Consider the following 20,959-nt stretch of genomic DNA (forward strand, 5'->3'; position numbering starts at 1 on the left):
CCAAATTTTGCTAGAGTCGTCTGGTATTTCAATCACTCATAACCGTTTGATTCCAGCAATATCCGCCTCAAAGAAGAAAACGATCAAGATTAGACTTTACCAATTTAGCCACCATATATAACATAAAGAAATATTCTTATAACCCAACAAAGATATTGTTAAGCGAGTTAAATGACTAAATTGGAGAAGTACTTTCCTGCTGCGGCTTGGTTAAAAGGCTATTCGCGAGAAGATATGCAAACAGATGCGATGGCCAGTTTAATAGCCACCATACTGTTGATTCCACAAAGTATGGGTTACGCATTACTGGCAGGGCTGCCAGCCGTAGTAGGTCTTTACGCTGGCATTGTACCAGCTATTTTATACTCCTTCTTTGGCACTAGCCGAACCTTAGCGGTGGGCCCAGTTGCCGTGACATCCATGATGACAGCCACCATTGCCATGCCGTTTGCTTTACCTGGCAGTGAGAATTATGCCGCTATCGCCATGATGCTGGCGTTTTTATCTGGGGTGTTTCTGATATTAATGAGCCTGTTTAAAATGGGCTTTTTGTCTAATTTGCTTAGTCACCCTGTCATTTCTGGCTTTATAAGTGCTTCCGCCATTTTAATTGCAGTGGGTCAATTTAAACACTTAATTGGTGTACAAGCCCATGGCAACAACCTCATAGAACTCACGCAAAGTATGATGCAGCACATTAATGACATTAACTTCCCAACAGTCATTTTAAGTGCTATTTCCATCGCATTTTTAATACTATTCAAACGCTATTTGACTACTCTTTTAAATAAACTTGGCCTAAAGAAAAATAGCGCCAACATGCTGGGAAAAGCGGGCCCGGTTATCGTTGTCGTCGTGTCCACAAGCTGCGTTGGATTATTTTCACTAGATTCATTGGGAATAAAGATCGTTGGTGATATTAGCACCAGCTTGCCGACCATCCCCTTTGATAAATTCACCTTAGATATGATGCTTGATTTAATTCCTGGTGCCATTCTAATCAGCATTGTAGGCTTTGTTGGATCGGTTTCAGTTGCGCAATCCTTTGCCGCAAAACGTAAGCAAAATATTAACCCTAATCAAGAACTCATTGGATTAGGGTTAGCTAATTTAAGTGCGGCATTCAGTGCATCTTTCCCTGTTACCGGTGGCTTTTCACGATCCGTGGTAAATGTCAGCGCCGGAGCGAAAACCCCAATGACAGGCATACTCACTGGGCTGTTGATGCTGGTGACATTACTCTTTTTCACACCACTCTTTTATTATCTGCCAACCGCAGTGTTAGCAAGTAGCATCATCATTTCGATTTTGCAGCTTATTGATTATAAAGATTTCTTGAGGTTATACCGCTTTTCAAAACAAGAAGCATTCGGTCTGTTAGCCACCTTCTTTGTCGTACTCTTAGTTGGTATGGAAACGGGGATAATAGTGGGGGTTTCTTTATCTCTACTGTTTTTCCTTTGGCATACAAGCCATCCTCATATTGCAGTAGTGGGTCGTCTTCCGGGGACAGAGCACTTCCGTAACGTAAAACGTTTTGAGGTCGAGACTGACCCAGAGATCATCACAATACGAATTGATGAAAATCTATTCTTTGCCAATGCCAGAGTACTAGAAGATTACATACTAACCTTGGTTTCCATACATACAGACATCAAGCATATGATTTTGATGTGCAATGCTGTCAATATGATTGATGCCAGCGCACTAGATAGTTTAGAAACCATTGATGATAGATTGAAATCCGCTGGCGTCATGCTGCATTTTTCAGAAATTAAAGGTCCAGTAATGGATAAGCTGGCAGGATCAAGCCTAATAGAAAACCTGAGTGGACAAGTCTTTTTGACCCAGCACCAAGCGATAAAAGCCTTAACACTAAAACAAGCGGATGCATAATCCGCTTGTTTTAAGTTGTCTAGATAAGGCTAATTTTTCGAACTTTCGTCGGTTGTAGCGACTCGAAGTAAATCCCTGTTGCGAGTCAAAAGTGCATCGCCAATACCTTTAACTTGAGCTAATTGATCAACGGAATCAAAGCCGCCATTAGCATCTCGATAAGCAATAATTGCCTCCGCTTTTTTAATCCCAACACCAGACATCACCGCAGCAAACTGAGCAGCAGTTGCAGTATTTATATCCAACGGAGTTGCAGCGAAAACTGAAACAGGCATAAACGCCAAGGAGATAACCAGAAGTGAGCGAGAAGCAAAAACACACAAAATACGTTTGAAATTAGTCATAGAAAAATCCTTTTCAAATTCTGTTAAAAAAACAAAAGGTGGCATCTTGCCAATAAAAAACCACTTACTGCGCCAACAAAAGCTGAAACAAGTAAGTGGTTTTAGAGTAAAAGGTTTTTAACCAGACTTCAAGGCTCAAGGCGAGCAATTTATGCCATTAAGCCCAAATCAGCATTTGCCTGAGTTAATACTGCAATAGGATCATTTGCCTGTGTAATAGGACGCCCCATCACAAGATAATGACTACCTGCAGCCATTGCTTCAACTGGTGTCATGATGCGTTTCTGATCGCCTTGATCAGAACCAGCAGGACGAATACCTGGAGTTACTAAAACAAAGTCTTTACCTAGATCTGCTGACAACATACTGGATTCTTGTGCAGAGCAAACCACACCATCCATTCCTGATGATTTTGCCAATGCGGCAAGGCGTTTCACATGCTGCTCAGGGGTTGCATCTATACCAATTTCTATAAGGTCACTTTGATCCATACTGGTCAGTACCGTCACGGCGATCAGCAAAGTTTTATTATCAGGTAGTTTTTGTAACGCATTAGCAGAGGCCTCCATCATTCGGCGTCCACCTGAAGCATGTACGTTTACCATCCAAACACCAGCCTTAGCCGCCACACAAACAGCATTGGCAACCGTATTTGGAATATCATGAAATTTAAGATCTAGAAAAATCTCGAATCCTAATTTATGCAGTTCATCCAAAATCACAGGACCCGCTGTTGTGAATAGCTCCTTGCCGACTTTAACTCGACATTGTTCAGGGTCAAGTCGTTTCGCCATCTCAATAGATTGCGCCATGGTTGGATAATCTAGGGCAACCACTATAGGGGATTGGCAGCTCATTCAGTTGTCCTCTTTCTTTCAGTTTCTATCATTTATAAGTGTCACAATGCAAAGTGGTTTTATTCGCCTTCCAATCCATGAATCGGCTTCACCATGCCCCAATTTTTACAACTTGGACACTGCCAATGCAGTTGATGACCTGGAAAACCGCACTGGCGGCATTGATATTTGTGTTTTGCTTGAACCAGCTGATCAATCAGCTCAAAGAGAACCACCAAATGTTGCTGGTTGTACCCTTGAGAATCTGCAAGCTGCAAGCTAATTAGCTCTTTAAAGCCTTTAATTGTTGGGTGCTGCCTTAACTGCTCAACCAAAAACATTTCAGCATAATCTTTATCTGTTTCCATATAATGCTGAACAAGCGCCATAATCAACGCTGTAGAAGGTTTTTTCTGGTTCTGTTCTTGTAAGAATTTAATATATCCCCCACTACCCCATACTTTTTGATAACACTCTTTTAACTTGGGAATAATGATTGAAATGAATTCTGGATCTTGCTCCGCAGCATGCTTTAGCTCTTTAATCGCATCACGATAACGGCCCTGGCTATTTAATACATCAGCAGCACCAATACTTGCTCGAACACAACTAGAATCTACATCTAAGGCATCTTTATAATGTTGGAAGGCCTGCTTCCACTGCTCTTTCTTTTGAAGCTCTTGCGCCATTTCACAATGAAAATGCGCTAAGCGTTTAATCTCTTTCTTGGTTGGCGTTTCTTTTATCAACTCAGAGCCAATTTGAATAGCCTTATCCCAGCTTTGCTCAAATTCATAAAGGTCCACGAGCAAGGTAAGTATCTTAGGTTGAAACTCACTTTTTCGTGATGTGGACGCCATATTTAATAACAAGCGACCCGCTCTATCCAACAAACCTGCCGACATAAAATCACTGGCCAACTCTAACTGCACCATACGCATTTCACGCTGAGATATTTCGGGGCGAGCAAGTAAATTTTGATGGATGTTAATTGCTTTTTGTATTTCACCTTTTTTACGAAATAAATTGCCTAGTGTTAGATGAATATCAAAAGTATCGGAATTAACTTCTAAGGAATCAACAAAAGCATCAATAGCCTCTGAATGTTGATCGTTAAGTAAATGATTAAGGCCTCGAAAATAGTCCGTCGGAATATTTTTTTTAACCTGTTTATTTTTCTTGGTCGGATTTTTACGCCCCATTGCCCAGCCAACGAAGAGCGCGACAAAAAGAACCAAAAACAACCCAATTTCGGTCAACTCAATTACTCCTTCCCAACAGAAAGCTCTTTAGCAATAGAGGCTTTACGCAAGGCATCCACTTCATCTCGTGCTTTTTCGTATTTACGAGTCAACACCCTAATCTGGCGTTCACTACGCAAATACGTAACAGAGCTGACTAAAAGAGCCACACAAGCTCCTACGGTAAAAGATAGAATGATATAAAGGGCGACGCTTAATTCGGGACCTTGCCAAAATACAAGATCAAGAGGAATAAGTTGCGGATTACGGATGGCAAAAAACACACCCACGGCGAGAAAGAAAACAATGAGTACTGTATAAGTAACTCTTTTCAGCCATTTAAGCATAAAACAACCTACCAAAAATAGAATGGCGTTATTATGCCGTGATAGCTCATAGATTTCGAGGCATAAGACGTAAATTAGTTAAGTTCGTTGATCTCACTGTTTTCAGGTAAGTTGACTAACTCTCGCAACTCCTTACCTGGTTTAAAATGAGGTACATATTTCGCACTCAACTCAACAGACTCCCCAGTTTTAGGGTTTCGGCCTATTCTAGGTGCTCGATAATGTAGAGAAAAACTCCCAAAGCCTCGTATCTCAATGCGCTCACCATTTGCCAAAGAATCAGACATATGTTCAAGCATTGCTTTGATTGCTTGCTCAACATCTTTCACTGGTAAATGGGATTGCTGATCGATTAGCAGCTCTATCAGCTCAGATTTTGTCATTACTGTCCTCGCGACTATAATTTGATCACTGTGTAAGACTAGCTAAATTCAGAAAGAAAGCAATAAGTTAACGCATTTAAAGGCTATTTTTACTCATTTAATTCGATCTGAATAGCGAATATTACGAAAGGATGCGTTGCACAACTAGCATAGAAGCGGTCTAGCTTTTATAATATCGCCCATATTTAATACATTGGAAGAAATAATAATGAGCTATAGTCAAATCCCTGCGGGCAAAGATGCACCGAACGACATCAACGTTATCATCGAAATCCCAGCACAAGCGAACCCAGTAAAATACGAAGTTGATAAAGACATGGACGCGCTTGTTGTTGACCGTTTCATGACTGCGCCTATGTTTTACCCTGCAAACTACGGTTACGTGAATAACACTTTAGCTGATGACGGTGACCCAGTTGATGTATTGGTAATCACACCTTACCCAGTAGTACCAGGCTCTGTTATTCGCTGCCGTCCTGTTGGCGTACTAAACATGTCTGACGAAGCGGGTATGGACGCTAAATTGGTTGCCGTTCCTCACGAGAAACTAAGCAAAGAATACGGTCATATCCAAGATGTGCAAGACATCCCACAATTGCTACGTGATCAAATCGAGCACTTCTTCGAAAACTACAAAACTCTTGAAAAAGGTAAGTGGGTAAAAGTAGAAGGCTGGGCGAACGCAGAAGAAGCGAAAAAAGCCATCGTTGAAGGCATCGAAGCTTACAACGCTCAATAATTCGTAATCCGCGAATTACTCCTACATAAAAAAACCGATCCTAGGATCGGTTTTTTTTGATCTTGCACTAACGATTAAGCATCAGCAATACCATCTAAATAACGTTCAGCATCAAGTGCCGCCATACAACCTGTACCCGCAGAGGTAATGGCTTGACGATAAATATGGTCAGACACATCACCAGCAGCAAAAACGCCTTCAACACTTGTTTGAGTCGCATTACCGTGTGTACCAGATTGCACTTTCAAGTAACCATCTTTCATATCAAGCTGGCCTTGGAAAATATCGGTATTTGGTTTATGACCGATCGCAACGAACAAGCCAGCAACAGCAATTTCTTTTTTCTCGCCTGTTTGGGTATTTTTAATACGAACGCCCGTAACACCCGCATCATCACCTAGCACTTCGTCTAGTTCAGAATACCATTCGATTTTCACATTGCCGTTTTCTGCTTTTTCCATCAATTTGTCCGCAAGAATTTTCTCAGAACGGAACTTGTCACGACGGTGAATAACGGTAACAGTTTTTGCAATGTTAGAAAGATAAAGCGCTTCTTCCACAGCTGTATTACCACCACCGATTACAGCAACATCTTGGTTTCGGTAGAAGAAGCCATCACAAGTCGCGCAAGCAGACACGCCTTGACCCATGAACTTCGTTTCGCTCTCTAGACCCAAGTATTGAGCACTCGCACCAGTAGAAATAATCAACGCATCACAAGTGTAAACACCGCTATCGCCTTCCAAACGGAATGGGCGATTTTTTAGATCAACTTTATTGACGTGGTCAAAAATGATTTCTGTCTCAAAACGCTCCGCATGCTTGCGCATACGTTCCATTAGTTCTGGACCTTGTACGCCCTGATCATCACCCGGCCAGTTATCAACCTCAGTCGTAGTAGTCAACTGACCACCCATTTGCATACCTGTAATCATTACAGGATTAAGGTTCGCACGAGCCGCATAAACAGCTGCGGTGTAACCCGCGGGGCCAGAACCTAAAATCATTAATTTAGCGTGTTTAACATCGCTCATGTTATTGCTCCTGTAAATGCATGTTTGCCTGACACAAAAATGGTCGGCTAAAAAGACTGTGGTAAATTCTAACGAAAATCTAACGAAATTCTTAGAGAAAAATATTAATTACTAAAATAGGGGCTATCTATCAGTTTTCAAGCATTGGGCTGGTTTTAACCATCACAACAACTTCCTACGAACAAGCCAAGCACTCTGGATCTTGAGTTAAACGCATCTCACGCCATCCGCCCTCAAAACCATCAAACAGCCTTAATACACCATGTTTGACCTTACCGCAGCCACTTGCCAGCTTTAAAGCTTCAAGAGCCTGATAGACACCTAATAAGCCAACAACCGGGGCAATAATTCCGCTCTCATTACAACTTAATTGCTGATCCGACAAAGACGGGTATAAGCATTCATAACAAGGTGTTGAGTGCTGATGATATAAAAAGCTCACCAACTGCCCTTCCCAACGAATCGCAGCAGCACTGACCAATGGTTTTTTTAAGGATAGACAAGCTCGGTTGATAGCTTGTCTAGCGTTAAAGTTATCGGTGCAGTCCAACACCACATCCGCTTGCTCTACGGCGTTTAATAAAGAATCACCGGATAATTTTTGTGCGATGGTCTCTACTTTGACAGTTGGGTTTTTAAGAGCAATTTGCTTCGCCGCGGCATCAACCTTGTTTAAACCGAGCTGACTTTCATCATAAAGTACTTGGCGAGGCAAATTACTGCTTTCTAATTGATCGCCATCAGCCAAGGTCAAATGCCCCACACCAGACGTAGCTAAGTAAGTGGCCGCAATATTCCCAAGCCCTCCTAAACCAATGATCAAGACTTTCGCTTGAGCAAGGTTGAGTTGCCCTTGGATATCAAAATTGGGTAATAATAACTGACGACTATATCGATCTAACTCTGATTCGTTCATTTTCACCTTACTTTCTTACTACTCATCCTGCCCGACCGGTCAATTCTTTGCTAAACTCGCTTAATTATTTTACCCACGAGCATCAATATGAAGTTTCCCGGCAGACGCAAACTTAAACATTACTTTCCCGTATCACAACCGAAGCCCGTTTTGCCAACATCGGAAGTTCGACCCGATAAAGACACCTATATTGTTGGTTTGGATGAAACCATAGTCGACGTAGTCGCAAATGTCTCTGACCAATTTTTAGAGACCTTTAACATCCAAAAAGGCTTATCCAACCTTGTCGATGCTGAAACTGCTTCTGCTATTTATAATGAATTAACCGCACAAAACAGTATCTCGGATCATTTTGCCGGCGGTACTATTGGCAACACTATTCATAACTATTCGGTATTAGCCGATGATAAATCTGTACTACTTGGTGTTATGTCAGCCAACATCACTTTAGGGTCACCAGCTTACCATTATATTTGTCATACCAGCAGCAAAGTCGATATGAATCACTTACAAGGCGTACCTGGTGATATTGGCCGAGGTATTACCTTGATCACACCGGATGGAGAACGCACTTTTGCTATCGCTCCCGGTGACATGGATGAACTAGATGTCGATCATATACCCGAACATATCATTGCAGGAAGTGCAGCATTGGTCACTTGCGCCTATCCATTACGCCACCAAGGCAAACCTATTAAACAAGCTATGTTAAAAGCCTTGGAATACGCTCACCTGCATCATGTTCCAACCGTATTAACACTCGGCACAAAACACCTAGTAGAAGAAAACCGTGACGAACTGCTCACGCTAATTAAAAATTACGTTAATGTATTGGCGATGAACGAATTAGAAGCCGAAGCGTTAACTGGCTTTTCAGATCCGCTACAAGCGGCTAGTGCGATTCTTGAGCATGTGGATATTGTGCTTTTGACCGCAGGACCTGACGGCATGTATTTATGCGGACACACAGACGATGAACTTAAACGTGAAACCACCAACCCAATAAAATCTGGCAGTTTGGCAGATTTTAACCGCTGGGAATTTAGTCGCCCTATGTTGCGCGAAGCCTGCAAACAACCGGTAAAGGTTTTTTCTCATATAGATCCATATATGGGTGGCCCAGATAAAATCCGCAACACCAATGGCGCTGGAGATGGCGCGCTATCAGCTTTACTGCATGATATTTCTGCCAATCATTTTCATAAAGAAGTTATTCCAAATTCCAGCAAACATTTGGCGCCATTTTTAGCCTATTCATCCTTCGCGCAGATCTGTAAGTATTCAAACCGCGTGAGTTATGAAATACTCGCCCAAAACGCGTCTCGCTTATCCAGAGGACTACCTGAGCGAGAAGACAGTTTAGAAGAAGCTTATTGGGAAAGATAAGCTTCAAGACCACTTATTTCAAAACATAATTTTTAGGCATAAAAAAACCATGCGCTTCGGCATGGTTTTTATCTATGCTCAATAAACAAAGAGCTGCTCAAAAAAAATCTGTTAGCTTAATTCATCGCTTCGATGCCAAGCGCATCATTGCGTTCAAACATGCGGTTAAGCTCAAGTAAAATAACTAATTCTTCTTCTTTCTGATAAACACCTTGAATGAACTTCAATGCTTCATCATTACCAACGCTAGGACTTTGCTCAATCTCACCTTGATATAAATAGAATACTTCTTGGACAGCATCAACAAGCAAACCAACCTGCTCGCCATCATGTTCGATAATAATGATTCGAGTATCATCAGTAATAGTGCACTCTGGCAAACTAAAACGTACTCGAGTATCCACTACCGTCACAACATTACCACGTAAATTAACAATGCCTAATACATAAGAAGGCGCACCTGGAACCGGGGCGATTTCACTATAACGTAGCACTTCTTTAATCTGCATGACGTTAATCCCATAGGTTTCGTCAATCAGCTTAAAAGTTAGATACTGTAACAACTCACCTTTTTTCGATTCAGACAAGGCTTTCCCATTTTCTTTAATAGGCGCTAATTCAGACATGGCTCACATCCATATTCAGTTTAATAAAAGTAATGTAGAACTCATCACAAGCTTTGTCTAGTTTAAACAAGTAATGATGAGTCTACGAGCAAAGTTAAGTAACAATTAGTTGTCTTGTTGTATCCCAACTATTGTCCAATTTCCATTTGCATCAGACATATTTTTTTCCAAATGCCAAATTTCATTGGTATCGGAAGTCTGATCACCTTCTTTAATCCAGCCTGAAAACTGCAAAGAAATAGATGCAGTAGAGCCAATATATTCACCACGAACAAGCTCAGCCATCAAAGAGATAACTTCGGTACGCGGTTTATTATCACCATGGGTCGCACGCTCAGCAACCAAAAGGTTGTAAAGCTCTGGACTAACATAATCCAGAATTTCATCAAAATTATTATCATCCCACGCTTTTTGTAGGGTGATGTAATGATTTTTTGCTTCAGCAACAAACGCCTGTTCATTAAATCCAGGTGGAAGTTTAATCTCTGGTTGTGCACCAAAACCGCTTATTCCAGACATTGGAGAAGGCTGAACATTATCGCGCGTTGAGTTTGGCATTTCGCGGAACATACCATTAGCACCACTTGCTTGAGCCTGAGCGGCAGCAGCACGGCGTTTTGGCGCGATAAAGAACTTGTAAACCAAGAAACCAATCAAGGCAAATAACATAATATCGCCAAAAGAAATGCCATCAAAAGCACCACTTCCTAGCAAGGCTGCAAAAAGACCACCAGCCAACAAACCACCTAACAGACCGCCGCCTAAGCCACCCAAAAATCCAGGTTTTTTAGCGCCCGCTGCTGCGTTCGTCGTACTACTTGTGTTAGCTGCAGTGCTTTTAGGTTTAGAAACAGAATAGCTTTTACCAAAGCTTTTACCGCCACCAAACTTTTTAGCTTGGACATCCGCACTGTATCCACCTGCACCGATTGCCAAAACAAATGCCATAAACATGGCAAATACTGTTGTTTTCACAAAACTCTCCTTTATTTAAAGTTAACCAGACCTACAGCATTGCGTAAATCTGAAATCCTTCCACGTGCACGAGCGCGGGCTTTCTCTGCTCCTGCTTGCAAAATCTCTTCTACATGAGCAGGGTTAGCCATCAACTCTTTGTATTTTTCACGCGGCTCAGATAGTTGACCATTGATCAATGCAAAAAGTTCCTTCTTAGCTTCACCCCATGCAATACCATCCGCAAAATTCTGACGCATTTGCGCTGTTTGCTCAGACGTTGCAAACGCTTTATAGATATCAAACACAGTAGAATCTTCAGGGTCTTTCGCTTCACCAGGTTCTAACAAGTTTGTTTTGATTTTATTAATACCTTTTTGCAGTTGCTTTTCAGTATCAAATAAAGGAATCGTATTGTTGTAGCTCTTACTCATCTTGCGGCCATCTAGACCTTTCAAGATAGAACCTTCTTCGCCTACTACCGCTTCAGGCAAAACAAAATGTTCACCAAACAAATGATTAAAACGCCCCGCAATATCTCGAGCCATTTCAATATGCTGGATTTGGTCACGACCTACTGGCACTTTATGTGCGTTGAAGGTCAAAATATCAGCCGCCATTAATACTGGGTAGCAAAACAAGCCCATGGTAGTACCAAAGTCAGGATCTTGACCATTGGCAAGGTTTTCATCCACCGCTGCTTTATAGGCATGCGCACGGTTCATCAAACCTTTTGCAGTAACGCAAGTTAATAGCCAATTCAATTCAGCGATTTCAGGAATATCAGACTGACGATAAAAAGTTGCTTTGTCGGTATCTAGGCCACACGCTAGCCAGGTCGCCGCGATTTCCAAACGAGACTGTTTCACGCGCTCAGGATCCTGACACTTGATCAACGCATGATAGTCCGCAAGAAAGAAGAAAGATTCCGTATTATCTTGACGGCTTGCTTCGATCGCTGGACGAATAGCTCCCACATAGTTTCCTAAATGCGGAGTGCCTGTGGTGGTAACACCAGTTAAAACAATTTCTTTTGCCATTGTGGTACTCTTTCCTTACTTTACACAGAGTTAAATTGTCATTGCTTGAAAATGTAAATGCCGCTTACCCTACCATAAAAAAACGACAGCAAGAATCACCCATTACGATTATTTAGCCCTATGTTTTACAAGCCTTTCTAACCGTTAATGAATAATGGAGCCGATTCATTGAATATCAATGCCACAGCTCACTAATTAGGCCAGAATCACGTTGAATACGTGAACTGGTAGCTGAACGAATCAAACCGCTCGATCCCCACAAGATAAACATCTTCTTCGCCCGGGTAATGCCAGTATAAAGCAACTCCTTGGTTAAAACTGGCGAAGGTGTCATAGGCAATAACAAGGCAACCTGATCAAATTCAGAACCTTGGGATTTATGTACCGTCATCGCAAAGACCACTTCGAATTCACTTAAACGACTCGGCAGCAAACCAGTAAAAGAACCATCAGGCTGCATAAACCACACACGAAGACGCTGAAACTCGTCAGGCATACAAAGACCTATATCTCCGTTAAACAAGCCTAGTGCTGCATCGTTTCGAGTTAACATCACGGCTTTTCCCGGATACCAAACATGGGGATCTTTTACTCGCCCACGTTGATAAAAATAGTGTTCCAGCTGAGCATTCACCTTCTCGACACCAAACTCACCTTGGCGAACAGCAGTCAATATCTGATAACGTGAGAACACACTGTACAGCTTGGCAATGTCTAGATTCTGACGCACCGCTTCCCAGTACTCGTCATAACCTTTAGCTAATGTCGCAATATCGGCCTTGGTTTGCCCTTCTTCTGGCGTTCGCCATTCAACATCTGCGTAATTAGACTGCAAGCAACGCAATACTGCTTGGCTGTTACCTGCATTCATAGCTTTTGCCAAGTGTCCGATGCCACTATTAGCGTCAAAGCGATAACTGGTGCGTAGCAAAGTAAGCGCTCGGCTAATAGCTGGAGCGGATAGATTCTCAAATGGGGCCAAGTGTTCTCCCGTCAGCTGACTCAGACGCTCTGCCCACCCCGGCTGAAAATACACCTCTTCAATTCCGTAGGATAAATCTCCCAGCACACTGCCCGCTTCTACGGATGCCAACTGATCTTTATCGCCCAGTAAAATTAGTCGGCCATTCGGCGGCATCGCATCAATCAATTTCGCCATCATCGGTAAATCCACCATGGACACTTCATCCACCAGCAACACATCCAGATGCAAAGGATTGTCTTTATTGTGCTTAAAACGGCTACGTCCAAATTCGCTGCCTAATAAGCGATGTAAGGTGCTGGCTTGTTCCGGAATGGCGAACTTAACGTCGTCACTTAATGGCAAATCTGCTTTGGCTTTTGAAATAGATTCAGTTAAACGAGCAGCTGCTTTCCCAGTAGGAGCCGCCAGCTCAATACGCAACAACTTACCTTCAGCAAGTGACTGAGCCACCAGTAACGCCAATAGACGAGTGACAGTTGTTGTCTTTCCAGTTCCTGGGCCACCGCTGATCACAGAAAAAGGCAAACTAGCGGCATTGGCTACAGCGACTTTTTGCCAATCTACCTCTTCAGACTGAGTAGGGAAAAGTTGCATCAATAATCCAGCATCCACAGCAAAAGGCGCAACAGAAAACTGACCTTTGAGATAATTCAGCACCTGTTGTTCATATTGGAAATAACGATACAAATACAAACGCGTACCAGCGAGTACCATTGGACTCTCATTCACCTTGCCCGCTGACGAAACCAATCGGCTGCCTTGCAAAACAGCGCACCAATCAGCCGCATTCTTTACCTTACAGCTTGCAAGAACCGCTCGTAATTCTTCTAATTCAATGCCTTCAGGCGGTCTATTCCAAATGCTCTCAAGATCAATACAAATATGACCGCCACCAAGATAAGCACTGCATAAAGCGCCCGCTATGTGAACGGCTAAATGATCCTCTTTGGCATGATGCGCCAATTGCTCAATCCATTGGCAATCAATGGCACGTAGAACCCCTCTGGCTTGCCAATCTGACAAACTGAATGACGTTGCAGTAGGAAAGTTTTCTTCAAGCGTTTTTTCATTAAGAAAGTCGAGCAAACCTAGTTGGTTAGAAAAGTCCATATTGCACGGCTCCTTCATTTGATGAGTCATTCTGCGCTTTATCTAAGCTGTCGCCGCTAAACAAGGCATCCAGTGCATTTACATGCTCAAGTGTTAAACGACTTTGGAAAATACCCGTTTGCTGTTCTGGCTGCATACCACGGAGGAATAAATACACCACGCCGCCAACATGTTTGTTGTAATCATAATTTGGCAAACGCTGCTTCAATAAGCGATGCAAAGCCAAGGTATAAAGCTGATATTGCAAATCGTATCTGTGCTCAGCAATAGCATGAACCAGCTTCTCTGGCTCATAATCGGCAAAGTCGTCACCCAGGTAGTTCGACTTATAATCCAACACGTAATAGCGACCTTGGTACTCAAACAACAAATCGATAAAACCTTTTAACATGCCTTTTAACGGGCGATCCTGAATCATCGGCGCGACTTTAGATACATCATCATGCTCACGAGAAATACGGTCCAGTTGCAAGGCGTTCATACCCGTCACAGGAATAAAAAACTCCATTTCTTTACGACAAGCCGATGGCACCAAACTCCCCAGACTCATTCCCGCCATTAACTCGGTGTTAACGATATCAGGCAACCATTCGCTCAATACATCTTGCCATTCATCAAAACCCTGGCGTTCGTAGAAATTAGCCATCAGCTTATGGTGACTGGTTTTTAATAAATCTTTAAAGCTCGGATTAGCAGACACATCATGCAATGCTTTGCCTTCCAGCGTGTCATGCAAGAAAGTCCCCGGCTTTGCGCCTTTAGGAAAGGTGAAACGATTCTTTTCCGGTTCCTTTTGCGATAGCTCCAATGGCGACTCAGGCACTTCCATATTGTCCAGCAAAGGATCGACAAAACGCGTCATTTCATCCAAACCGGGTACACTTTCATCATGACGCTCTTTATCTTCCACCACCAGCGAGGAATAACTGCCGACCCACCAATCTCGTTCCACACGTCCGGTAAACTCCCTTGCATGAGGTTCGATTAATTCGTCCTGAACCTTATTAAAAGCCGCCATTTTGAATCGTGGTAAACGCTGCGGTTCATCAGGCAAATCCAATAACTGCATTTGACCATCTTGATAACGCTCACAAAGACGCTCAAGACTTGGGTACAAATCACCAGCCTCAAGCGACTCGCCTTCACCAATCAGAGCACCAACCCCACTCAAATGGACATAGGACACGGCACCACGCGTCTTATTCGAGCTTTTACCTACTTCCATTGAGCCAATAAAACAGGCCTCTTTAGAGCGAGTTAACGCCACATAAGCCAAACGAATTTCCGCCGCGTACAGTTCCTCTTTGTGCAACTCGGTTTGCGCTTCATCAGGATCAATAGCGATCCACAATTGCTGCTGAGCATCGTGATACAAAGCGGAACTGTCCTGATCGCGATACGGCGTAAGCGCGAAAGGCAAATAGACTATTGGATATTCCAAGCCCTTACTTTTGTGAATGGTGACGATTCGAACCAGTTCCGCGTCGGTTTCAAGTCGAATCTTTTGCTCGTCGCTGTTACCGTTTGGATTTTGAATCGCCAATCTGAGATAACGTAAAACACCTTCTTTAGAGTCCAACTCAAGAGACTTCTGCTGGAGCTTTTCGGTCAAATGCAAAAAGTCAGTTAAACGTCGTTCGCCGCCCGTATGGCTGAGAATGTTCGCGGCCAAAGACACATCCTGCATAAACTCACGCAACATGGGCAACAAGCCTTGCTTGTCCCAGAGTTCCAAATAATCTCGGAATGCTTGCCCCCATTTCTCATACACCACATCGTCGTGATTTAACGTATCCAAGTCTTCCAATGACCAATCAACCAAACTGGTTGCCAATGCCGAGCGCAGTTTACTTTCTTGTCCATTGGATAAAATCGCCGTCAGCACGATCAATAGCTCTCGTGCCTCAACCGTTTCAAACACCGAACCTTTGTCACTCAGATACACACTGGCGATACCGCGCTGACGCAATGCATCTTTCAAGGCATTGGCTTGGCTAAAGTTAGTCACCAATAAGGCAACATCTTTTGGTCGCACGCCTTTGCCATCAATTATGGCCTCGCCTTGCTGCCCTTCTAGCAACAACTCATGAAGATGCGCCGCGCAGGACTCAGCCATGGTTTGACGATACTCTTTGGCGGAAACTGGCTCGTCACTGCTTTGATACAAAAACTGCAATGCGGCTTGCGTTTGACCTTGTCGAGAAAAACCACTAGCGATGCCACGGTCTTGTACTTCAACAAAAGGAATTCCGGTGACGCGAAAGGGTTCCGCTTGCGTGGTAAAAAGCCCATTAACCGACCGAATCATAGCAGCAGAAGAACGATAGTTAGTCGCCAATGAATAAACGCTATCAACCCGTTTTTTGGCGGCCAAATAGGTGTAAATATCCGCTCCACGAAAGGCATAAATCGCCTGTTTTGGATCGCCGATCATGATCAAGCCTAAGGCGTTTTGGTCCACTTGCGCTGGCGCATAAATAGTCGAGAAGATTCGATACTGCACCGCATCCGTATCTTGAAACTCATCGATCAAGGCAATGGGATAAAGATGACGAATACGCTCCGCCAACTTGCCCGCTTCGTCTTGGGCGAGTGCCACATCCAGCGAAGTCAGCAAATCCGTAAAGGTCAACGATTGCGTGCTGCGCTTCCAGCGTTTCATACGTTCTTGTGTTTGCTGCCAAAGCTGAGTTAACAATACGGCTTTTAATCGCCCCGCATCGGGAAAGCTTTCACGCAACGCCTGCACCAAAGCAAAAAACTCGTGAGCCGGCAGGTCGCCGCCTTTGCTCAATCGGCTGGCGTGTTCATTGGTATCAAATTTTTCTAGGCTTTTGTCTAGTTCAAAACGCGTCGAGTTCGCCCATTGAGTCATGGCTTGAATGTCTTTCGACGGATCTTTACGCCAAAAGGTGCGTTTAATGCCACTGCGTTCAAGGGCATCAATGATGTCTTGCGACTGAGCCAGCCACATGGCGCGCACCGCCATCATGGTTTCTTGCGCCTGACTTAGCGCACTTTCCCAATCATAATCTGGCACAGCGATTTTGGCGTCAGGCTGATTGTTCAGTAAGTATAAGTCTTTCAACAAGGCATCTGGATTCGACCAAATCGGCTGAATTAAAGCGGCCTTGGTGTCGTCCATTGGATAAAACACACTGCGCCAAACGTCTTTCACCGCCATAGACAGCGGAGCCAGTTCGTCTGTCTCAATGGTTTGTTGGAACAACATACGGCTTTCAAAAGCATTCTGGCTCAACATTCGCTGACAAAAACCATGAATGGTAAATACCGCCGCTTCGTCCATTTGCTTTTCGGCATACAGCAGCTTTTCAATAGCGCCAGCGCGTTGCTCATCTGACATTTGCACTAGCCAATCAGCCAGAAATACATCACTACTTTCGCCTTGCAACAAGGCTTTTCGTGCAGCACGTATGCGTCCACGAATCCGCGCTTTTAGCTCGGCTGTGGCGGCTTCGGTAAAGGTCACCACCAAGATTTGATCAACTGTCAGAGGCTTGTCTAAATCTCCAGCCTGTCCGGTTGGAACCAGCAAACGCAAATACAAGTTGGCAATAGTATAAGTTTTACCCGTCCCTGCGCTGGCTTCTATCAAGCGTTTGCTAAACAGCGGGAAGGTTAAGGCATTCAGCGGCTCAGGAATCATATTCAAACCTTCAGTTTGAGCGGACTCAGAAGAGAAACTCATTCTATGACCTCCAAGTGACGATGCATGGGCAACCAAATTTGCTCACATAAAGAGACAAACTGAGCCTTTTGACGATTTAAATCCGGAAAATAACGCTGCCAATAGGCATCATCGACTTCACTGCGAGTAAACGCAGAACTGTTGTCTTGATAAAGTTTCAACGCCTGCTCCCAAGCGATATCGGCATCCTCAAGGGTCTTGCTGGAACAATAGCTTTTACACCATGCATCTGCGCTTTTAGCCGGTAAAGCAATAGGCTGACACAAGCCTTGTTGCAACAACGCCAGCATAGTATTCAGATAATCTTGGGCATCGTTCGGTGGAATGATAATAAAACTGTGCTGTAGCAACTTGCCGGTTTTAGTCAAATTAATTAGGTGATGCTCTTTGGGTGTACCTTGCGCGCACAAGGCTAAGTGCTCGATCCACATCTGCATTTTTTGATGTGCCGATAAATCACCAATGCGATAAGATAAGCGCGTCATCGCGGTTGGCAAATCCAACCAGGCTTGCAGCACAATGCTCCCCATTGCCAAATTCACCTCAATAGGCTCGCACTCTTCCAAAGCGTAACCTTGCAACACAGACAATAACTGACGGCATTGACCACGGCTCTGCTGCAAAGACAAACGTCCTAACGCGCCGTAAGGCAAAGCCCCCATTAGAGACAAACGCTCAACGAACTGATCTTCATCGCCTTTTAGCATGGCTTGCAGCAAGCCTTCGCGTAATTGGTAGCCCGCCAAGCCATCTAAAGCAAACGGCTCATCTTCTTTTTCTTCCTCTTCTTGCAGGCTTAAATAGGCTTTCAATCGACGCTGGGTAAAGTAACGAGTCGGATGCCCGATGAATCGTGACAATTCATCCAGTGCTAAATCTATCCTTGGTTGTTCCAAGCCCTCCAACGGAGAAAACGCCTGAGCCTCATCGTCTACTGGAACGCTAAGCAAAGCGGGCAACCACTGCTCGTCGTAGCTGTACAAGCGCTTATCAAATTGATCAGTAGATTCGTGCGACGAGCCTTGTGGCTGAAAGTAATAAGCCGCGTTGAAAGGCTGTAAAGGATGTTCGAGAATCAATTTTTCTAACAAGGCTTTCTGTGCGTCATCTGGCGTTAATGCTTGATCACCTTCAAACACGCAACTCTGGCCGATGTATTCCAATAACTCGCTTACTAAGATCGACGGATTCTTTTCGCTGTTGTCTTGAATGCTGCGACCAACATAACTGATATAGAAACAATCTCGGGCTGACATTAAGGCTTCAAGAAACAAATATTTATCGTCTTCCCGTCGACTTCGGTCGCCGCTGCGATATTGTCCGACCATCAGGTCAAATCCCATCGGCGCCACGCTACGTGGATAATCACCCTCGTTTAAACCCAACACACAAATCACTTTAAACGGCACCGAGCGCATTGGCATCAAGGTACAAAAATTCACTCGTCCCGCTAGGAATCGTTGACCGCCTTGGGATTCTTGCAATAACGGCGACAGCAGCTGACGTAACACTTGCTGATCCAATGGTGCATCAAAATGCGCTTGCTGCCATTGCAGCGTTAACGCGTCTAGCTGCTTACTCAACAAGGCAGGAAACGCATCGTCTTCGTCAACCAAAAAGAATCGTTCCGCCAAATAATACAAGGTCGAAATCCATTCTTTCGGGGCGAGAGATTCCATCAATTTCGCTTGAGCATCGTTAATGGCAACTAAAAACTCGGCGAGTTTACCGGCCACAGACGCTTCCAAACCTTCCACATCACCATAACTTAACGTGCCTTCCCAAATATGGTCATGTCCCATGGCATAACCCAATAACATGCGGCGCACGCCATTCAGCCAAGTATGAGATTCTTGCATCGGTAAATCATGCTGTTGAGCGGTTTTGCCATCCAATCCCCAGCGAATGCCGACTTCTGTCGACCACTGTCGAATACGCTCTAACTCGTCAGCGGTTAGCTCAAAACGCGCCAACACAGCAGGAACTTCCAATACACTGATCAATTCAGATAAGGTAAAACGGCTTTCCCCCAAACCGAGCAAATACAAATAGGCATCAACAATTGGGTTTTCCATGCCGCCAGATTGGTCAATCAAAGCAAATGGAATGTGTTTTCTGCCCTGTGCGCTACCTTTAACAGAACCGAAGACCGCCTTAACAAACGGACTGTAAGTATTCACGTCGGGCAACATGACGATAATGTCTTTTGGCGTCAGGCTCGGATCGCTCTCGAACATTTGCAAAAGCTGATCGTGCAGCACTTCCACTTCGCGCAATGGGCTGTGGCACAAATGCACACGAATACTTTGATCGTCCGCAGCGATAGGATGTCGATAGCTCGCATCGCGAATCTTGGCGTCTCGCTCTTGTTGCGAGCCATGGTTTTCTAGGGTCAGCACATCTTGCTGAATCCATTGTAGTAGCCCTGTCGATTGCTCAGTACGATAATCTTCGAATACTTCCAGCTCGTTATCGGCCATTTCTTGTAACTGGGCAATATAATCACGACCTAGTCGCCCCCAGCTTGCCAACAATGGGTTTGCGTCCAAATGCAAGGTATCGGTACTCAGTCCTGGTTTAAGGGTTTGGCGTTTTATTTCTCGACCTAAGTAATGTTTATCAACCACATCGCCCCAGTAAAAACGGCAAGGGTTCTGCAAAAACAAGTGCACATCAATCCAGCCAGACGCGGCCAGAACTCGAAGAGACTCAAGAGTATTGGGTGGTAGCGAAGACACGCCAAAAATGAAAATTCGCTCAGGAACACCAACTGGTCGCGCAGAGGATTGAGTTTTGTCATGCAAGGCTTCAATAAGATTGCCACGATGATAAAGCGACGTGCCCCGCTGGCTGACATCAGCGACCAAGTCTCGCCAAAAAATGGCTTGCCAAGGTTGTTGCTCAAAGATGGCTGTCAACTTGGGGTCTTGTGCTTCGCCACCTTCCCAAGACTTAATCCAATCAGGGCGATACACCAGATATTGGTCATAAATATCGGCAATGCTACTACATAACTGAAAGCGGCGGATCTGGGTATCGTCTTCTTCAAGATACCAACTCAACGCCTGAAATTCTGGTTCGCCAAGACGAGAGTCCAGCAAACGCATTAAGCGCCATACTAAGAAAGGCTTGTTAAATTCACTTTGCGCAGGAATATCGTCTAGACTTTGCGCAAAAGTTTGCCAAACAAAGGTAGAAGGCAAAGGAAACACCAAACCCGCAGCAATAGAATGAGACTCGGCCAGAAACATCTTCAACCACTGCGCCATACCGGGGTTCTGCACCAAGATAAATTCATCATCAAACGGATTTTCTGGCGGTGAAACAGCCAAAATCTTCGCAAGCAACACAGCCAAATCTTCTAGACGGTTACTTGTGTAAAGTTGAAACATGCACGAATCCTAGGCTTCAGA

The 20,959-nt window shown here is 44.1% G+C and carries 16 protein-coding genes; 3 read left to right on the forward strand and 13 right to left on the reverse strand.

What is annotated here, in order from left to right:
- Window positions 1-171 precede the first annotated feature (171 nt).
- Window positions 172-1,896: a sulfate permease gene (gene sulP / locus B6N13_RS14230; protein WP_169459743.1), complete on the forward strand. Its 1,725-nt coding sequence runs from the start codon at window positions 172-174 to the stop codon at window positions 1,894-1,896.
- A gap of 29 nt (window positions 1,897-1,925) precedes the next feature.
- Here the strand turns inward: sulP and B6N13_RS14235 are convergent, their stop codons facing one another.
- The 5 genes from B6N13_RS14235 to ihfB all read right to left on the reverse strand — a co-directional run bounded on the left by B6N13_RS14235 (window position 1,926) and on the right by ihfB (window position 5,047).
- A complete protein-coding gene (locus B6N13_RS14235) occupies window positions 1,926-2,240 on the reverse strand; it encodes a ComEA family DNA-binding protein (protein WP_012070896.1) in 315 nt (104 codons plus the stop codon).
- Between the two features lie 149 nt (window positions 2,241-2,389).
- On the reverse strand, window positions 2,390-3,097 hold the full coding sequence (gene pyrF, locus B6N13_RS14240) for an orotidine-5'-phosphate decarboxylase (RefSeq protein ID WP_169459744.1): 708 nt from the start codon (window positions 3,095-3,097) through the stop codon (window positions 2,390-2,392).
- 59 nt (window positions 3,098-3,156) lie between these two features.
- Window positions 3,157-4,335: a lipopolysaccharide assembly protein LapB gene (gene lapB, locus B6N13_RS14245; protein ID WP_012070898.1), complete on the reverse strand. Its 1,179-nt coding sequence runs from the start codon at window positions 4,333-4,335 to the stop codon at window positions 3,157-3,159.
- Between the two features lie 5 nt (window positions 4,336-4,340).
- Window positions 4,341-4,664, reverse strand: coding sequence for a LapA family protein (locus tag B6N13_RS14250; protein WP_012070899.1), 324 nt, complete (start codon window positions 4,662-4,664; stop codon window positions 4,341-4,343).
- 74 nt (window positions 4,665-4,738) lie between these two features.
- Window positions 4,739-5,047: an integration host factor subunit beta gene (gene ihfB / locus B6N13_RS14255; protein WP_012070900.1), complete on the reverse strand. Its 309-nt coding sequence runs from the start codon at window positions 5,045-5,047 to the stop codon at window positions 4,739-4,741.
- Between the two features lie 208 nt (window positions 5,048-5,255).
- On the opposite strand from ihfB, the gene ppa reads away from it, so the two are divergent.
- Entirely contained in the window at window positions 5,256-5,786 is a 531-nt protein-coding gene (ppa, locus tag B6N13_RS14260; RefSeq protein ID WP_012070901.1) for an inorganic diphosphatase, read from the forward strand.
- 74 nt (window positions 5,787-5,860) lie between these two features.
- Here ppa and trxB read toward each other — a convergent pair whose 3' ends face one another.
- A complete protein-coding gene (gene trxB, locus B6N13_RS14265; RefSeq protein WP_012070902.1) occupies window positions 5,861-6,820 on the reverse strand; it encodes a thioredoxin-disulfide reductase in 960 nt (319 codons plus the stop codon).
- Window positions 6,821-6,995: 175 nt separating this feature from the next.
- Window positions 6,996-7,736 carry a molybdopterin-synthase adenylyltransferase MoeB gene (moeB, locus tag B6N13_RS14270; RefSeq protein WP_169459806.1) on the reverse strand — a complete coding sequence of 247 codons (741 nt, stop codon included), beginning with the start codon at window positions 7,734-7,736 and terminating at the stop codon, window positions 6,996-6,998.
- An 87-nt stretch (window positions 7,737-7,823) separates the two neighbouring features.
- On the opposite strand from moeB, the gene B6N13_RS14275 reads away from it, so the two are divergent.
- Window positions 7,824-9,122 (forward strand): inosine/guanosine kinase, encoded by a 1,299-nt coding sequence (locus B6N13_RS14275; RefSeq protein ID WP_169459745.1) that lies wholly within the window; start codon window positions 7,824-7,826, stop codon window positions 9,120-9,122.
- A gap of 116 nt (window positions 9,123-9,238) precedes the next feature.
- Here the strand turns inward: B6N13_RS14275 and B6N13_RS14280 are convergent, their stop codons facing one another.
- The 6 genes from B6N13_RS14280 to recC all read right to left on the reverse strand — a co-directional run bounded on the left by B6N13_RS14280 (window position 9,239) and on the right by recC (window position 20,938).
- Window positions 9,239-9,748 (reverse strand): chemotaxis protein CheW, encoded by a 510-nt coding sequence (locus tag B6N13_RS14280; RefSeq protein WP_012070905.1) that lies wholly within the window; start codon window positions 9,746-9,748, stop codon window positions 9,239-9,241.
- A gap of 105 nt (window positions 9,749-9,853) precedes the next feature.
- Window positions 9,854-10,723: a Tim44-like domain-containing protein gene (locus B6N13_RS14285; RefSeq protein WP_012070906.1), complete on the reverse strand. Its 870-nt coding sequence runs from the start codon at window positions 10,721-10,723 to the stop codon at window positions 9,854-9,856.
- A gap of 11 nt (window positions 10,724-10,734) precedes the next feature.
- A complete protein-coding gene (locus tag B6N13_RS14290) occupies window positions 10,735-11,742 on the reverse strand; it encodes a tryptophan--tRNA ligase (RefSeq protein ID WP_169459746.1) in 1,008 nt (335 codons plus the stop codon).
- Between the two features lie 175 nt (window positions 11,743-11,917).
- The gene (gene recD / locus B6N13_RS14295) at window positions 11,918-13,837 is read right to left on the reverse strand and encodes an exodeoxyribonuclease V subunit alpha (protein WP_169459747.1); all 1,920 of its coding nucleotides are present in this window, start codon (window positions 13,835-13,837) and stop codon (window positions 11,918-11,920) included.
- A complete protein-coding gene (gene recB / locus B6N13_RS14300) occupies window positions 13,824-17,546 on the reverse strand; it encodes an exodeoxyribonuclease V subunit beta (protein WP_169459748.1) in 3,723 nt (1,240 codons plus the stop codon). Before recB ends, recD begins: the two co-directional genes overlap by 14 nt.
- Entirely contained in the window at window positions 17,543-20,938 is a 3,396-nt protein-coding gene (gene recC, locus B6N13_RS14305) for an exodeoxyribonuclease V subunit gamma (RefSeq protein ID WP_169459749.1), read from the reverse strand. Before recC ends, recB begins: the two co-directional genes overlap by 4 nt.
- Between the last annotated feature and the right edge of the window lie 21 nt (window positions 20,939-20,959).

It is taken from the genome of Marinomonas sp. UCMA 3892, assembly GCF_012726345.1.
Taxonomy (GTDB): Bacteria; Pseudomonadota; Gammaproteobacteria; order Pseudomonadales; family Marinomonadaceae; genus Marinomonas.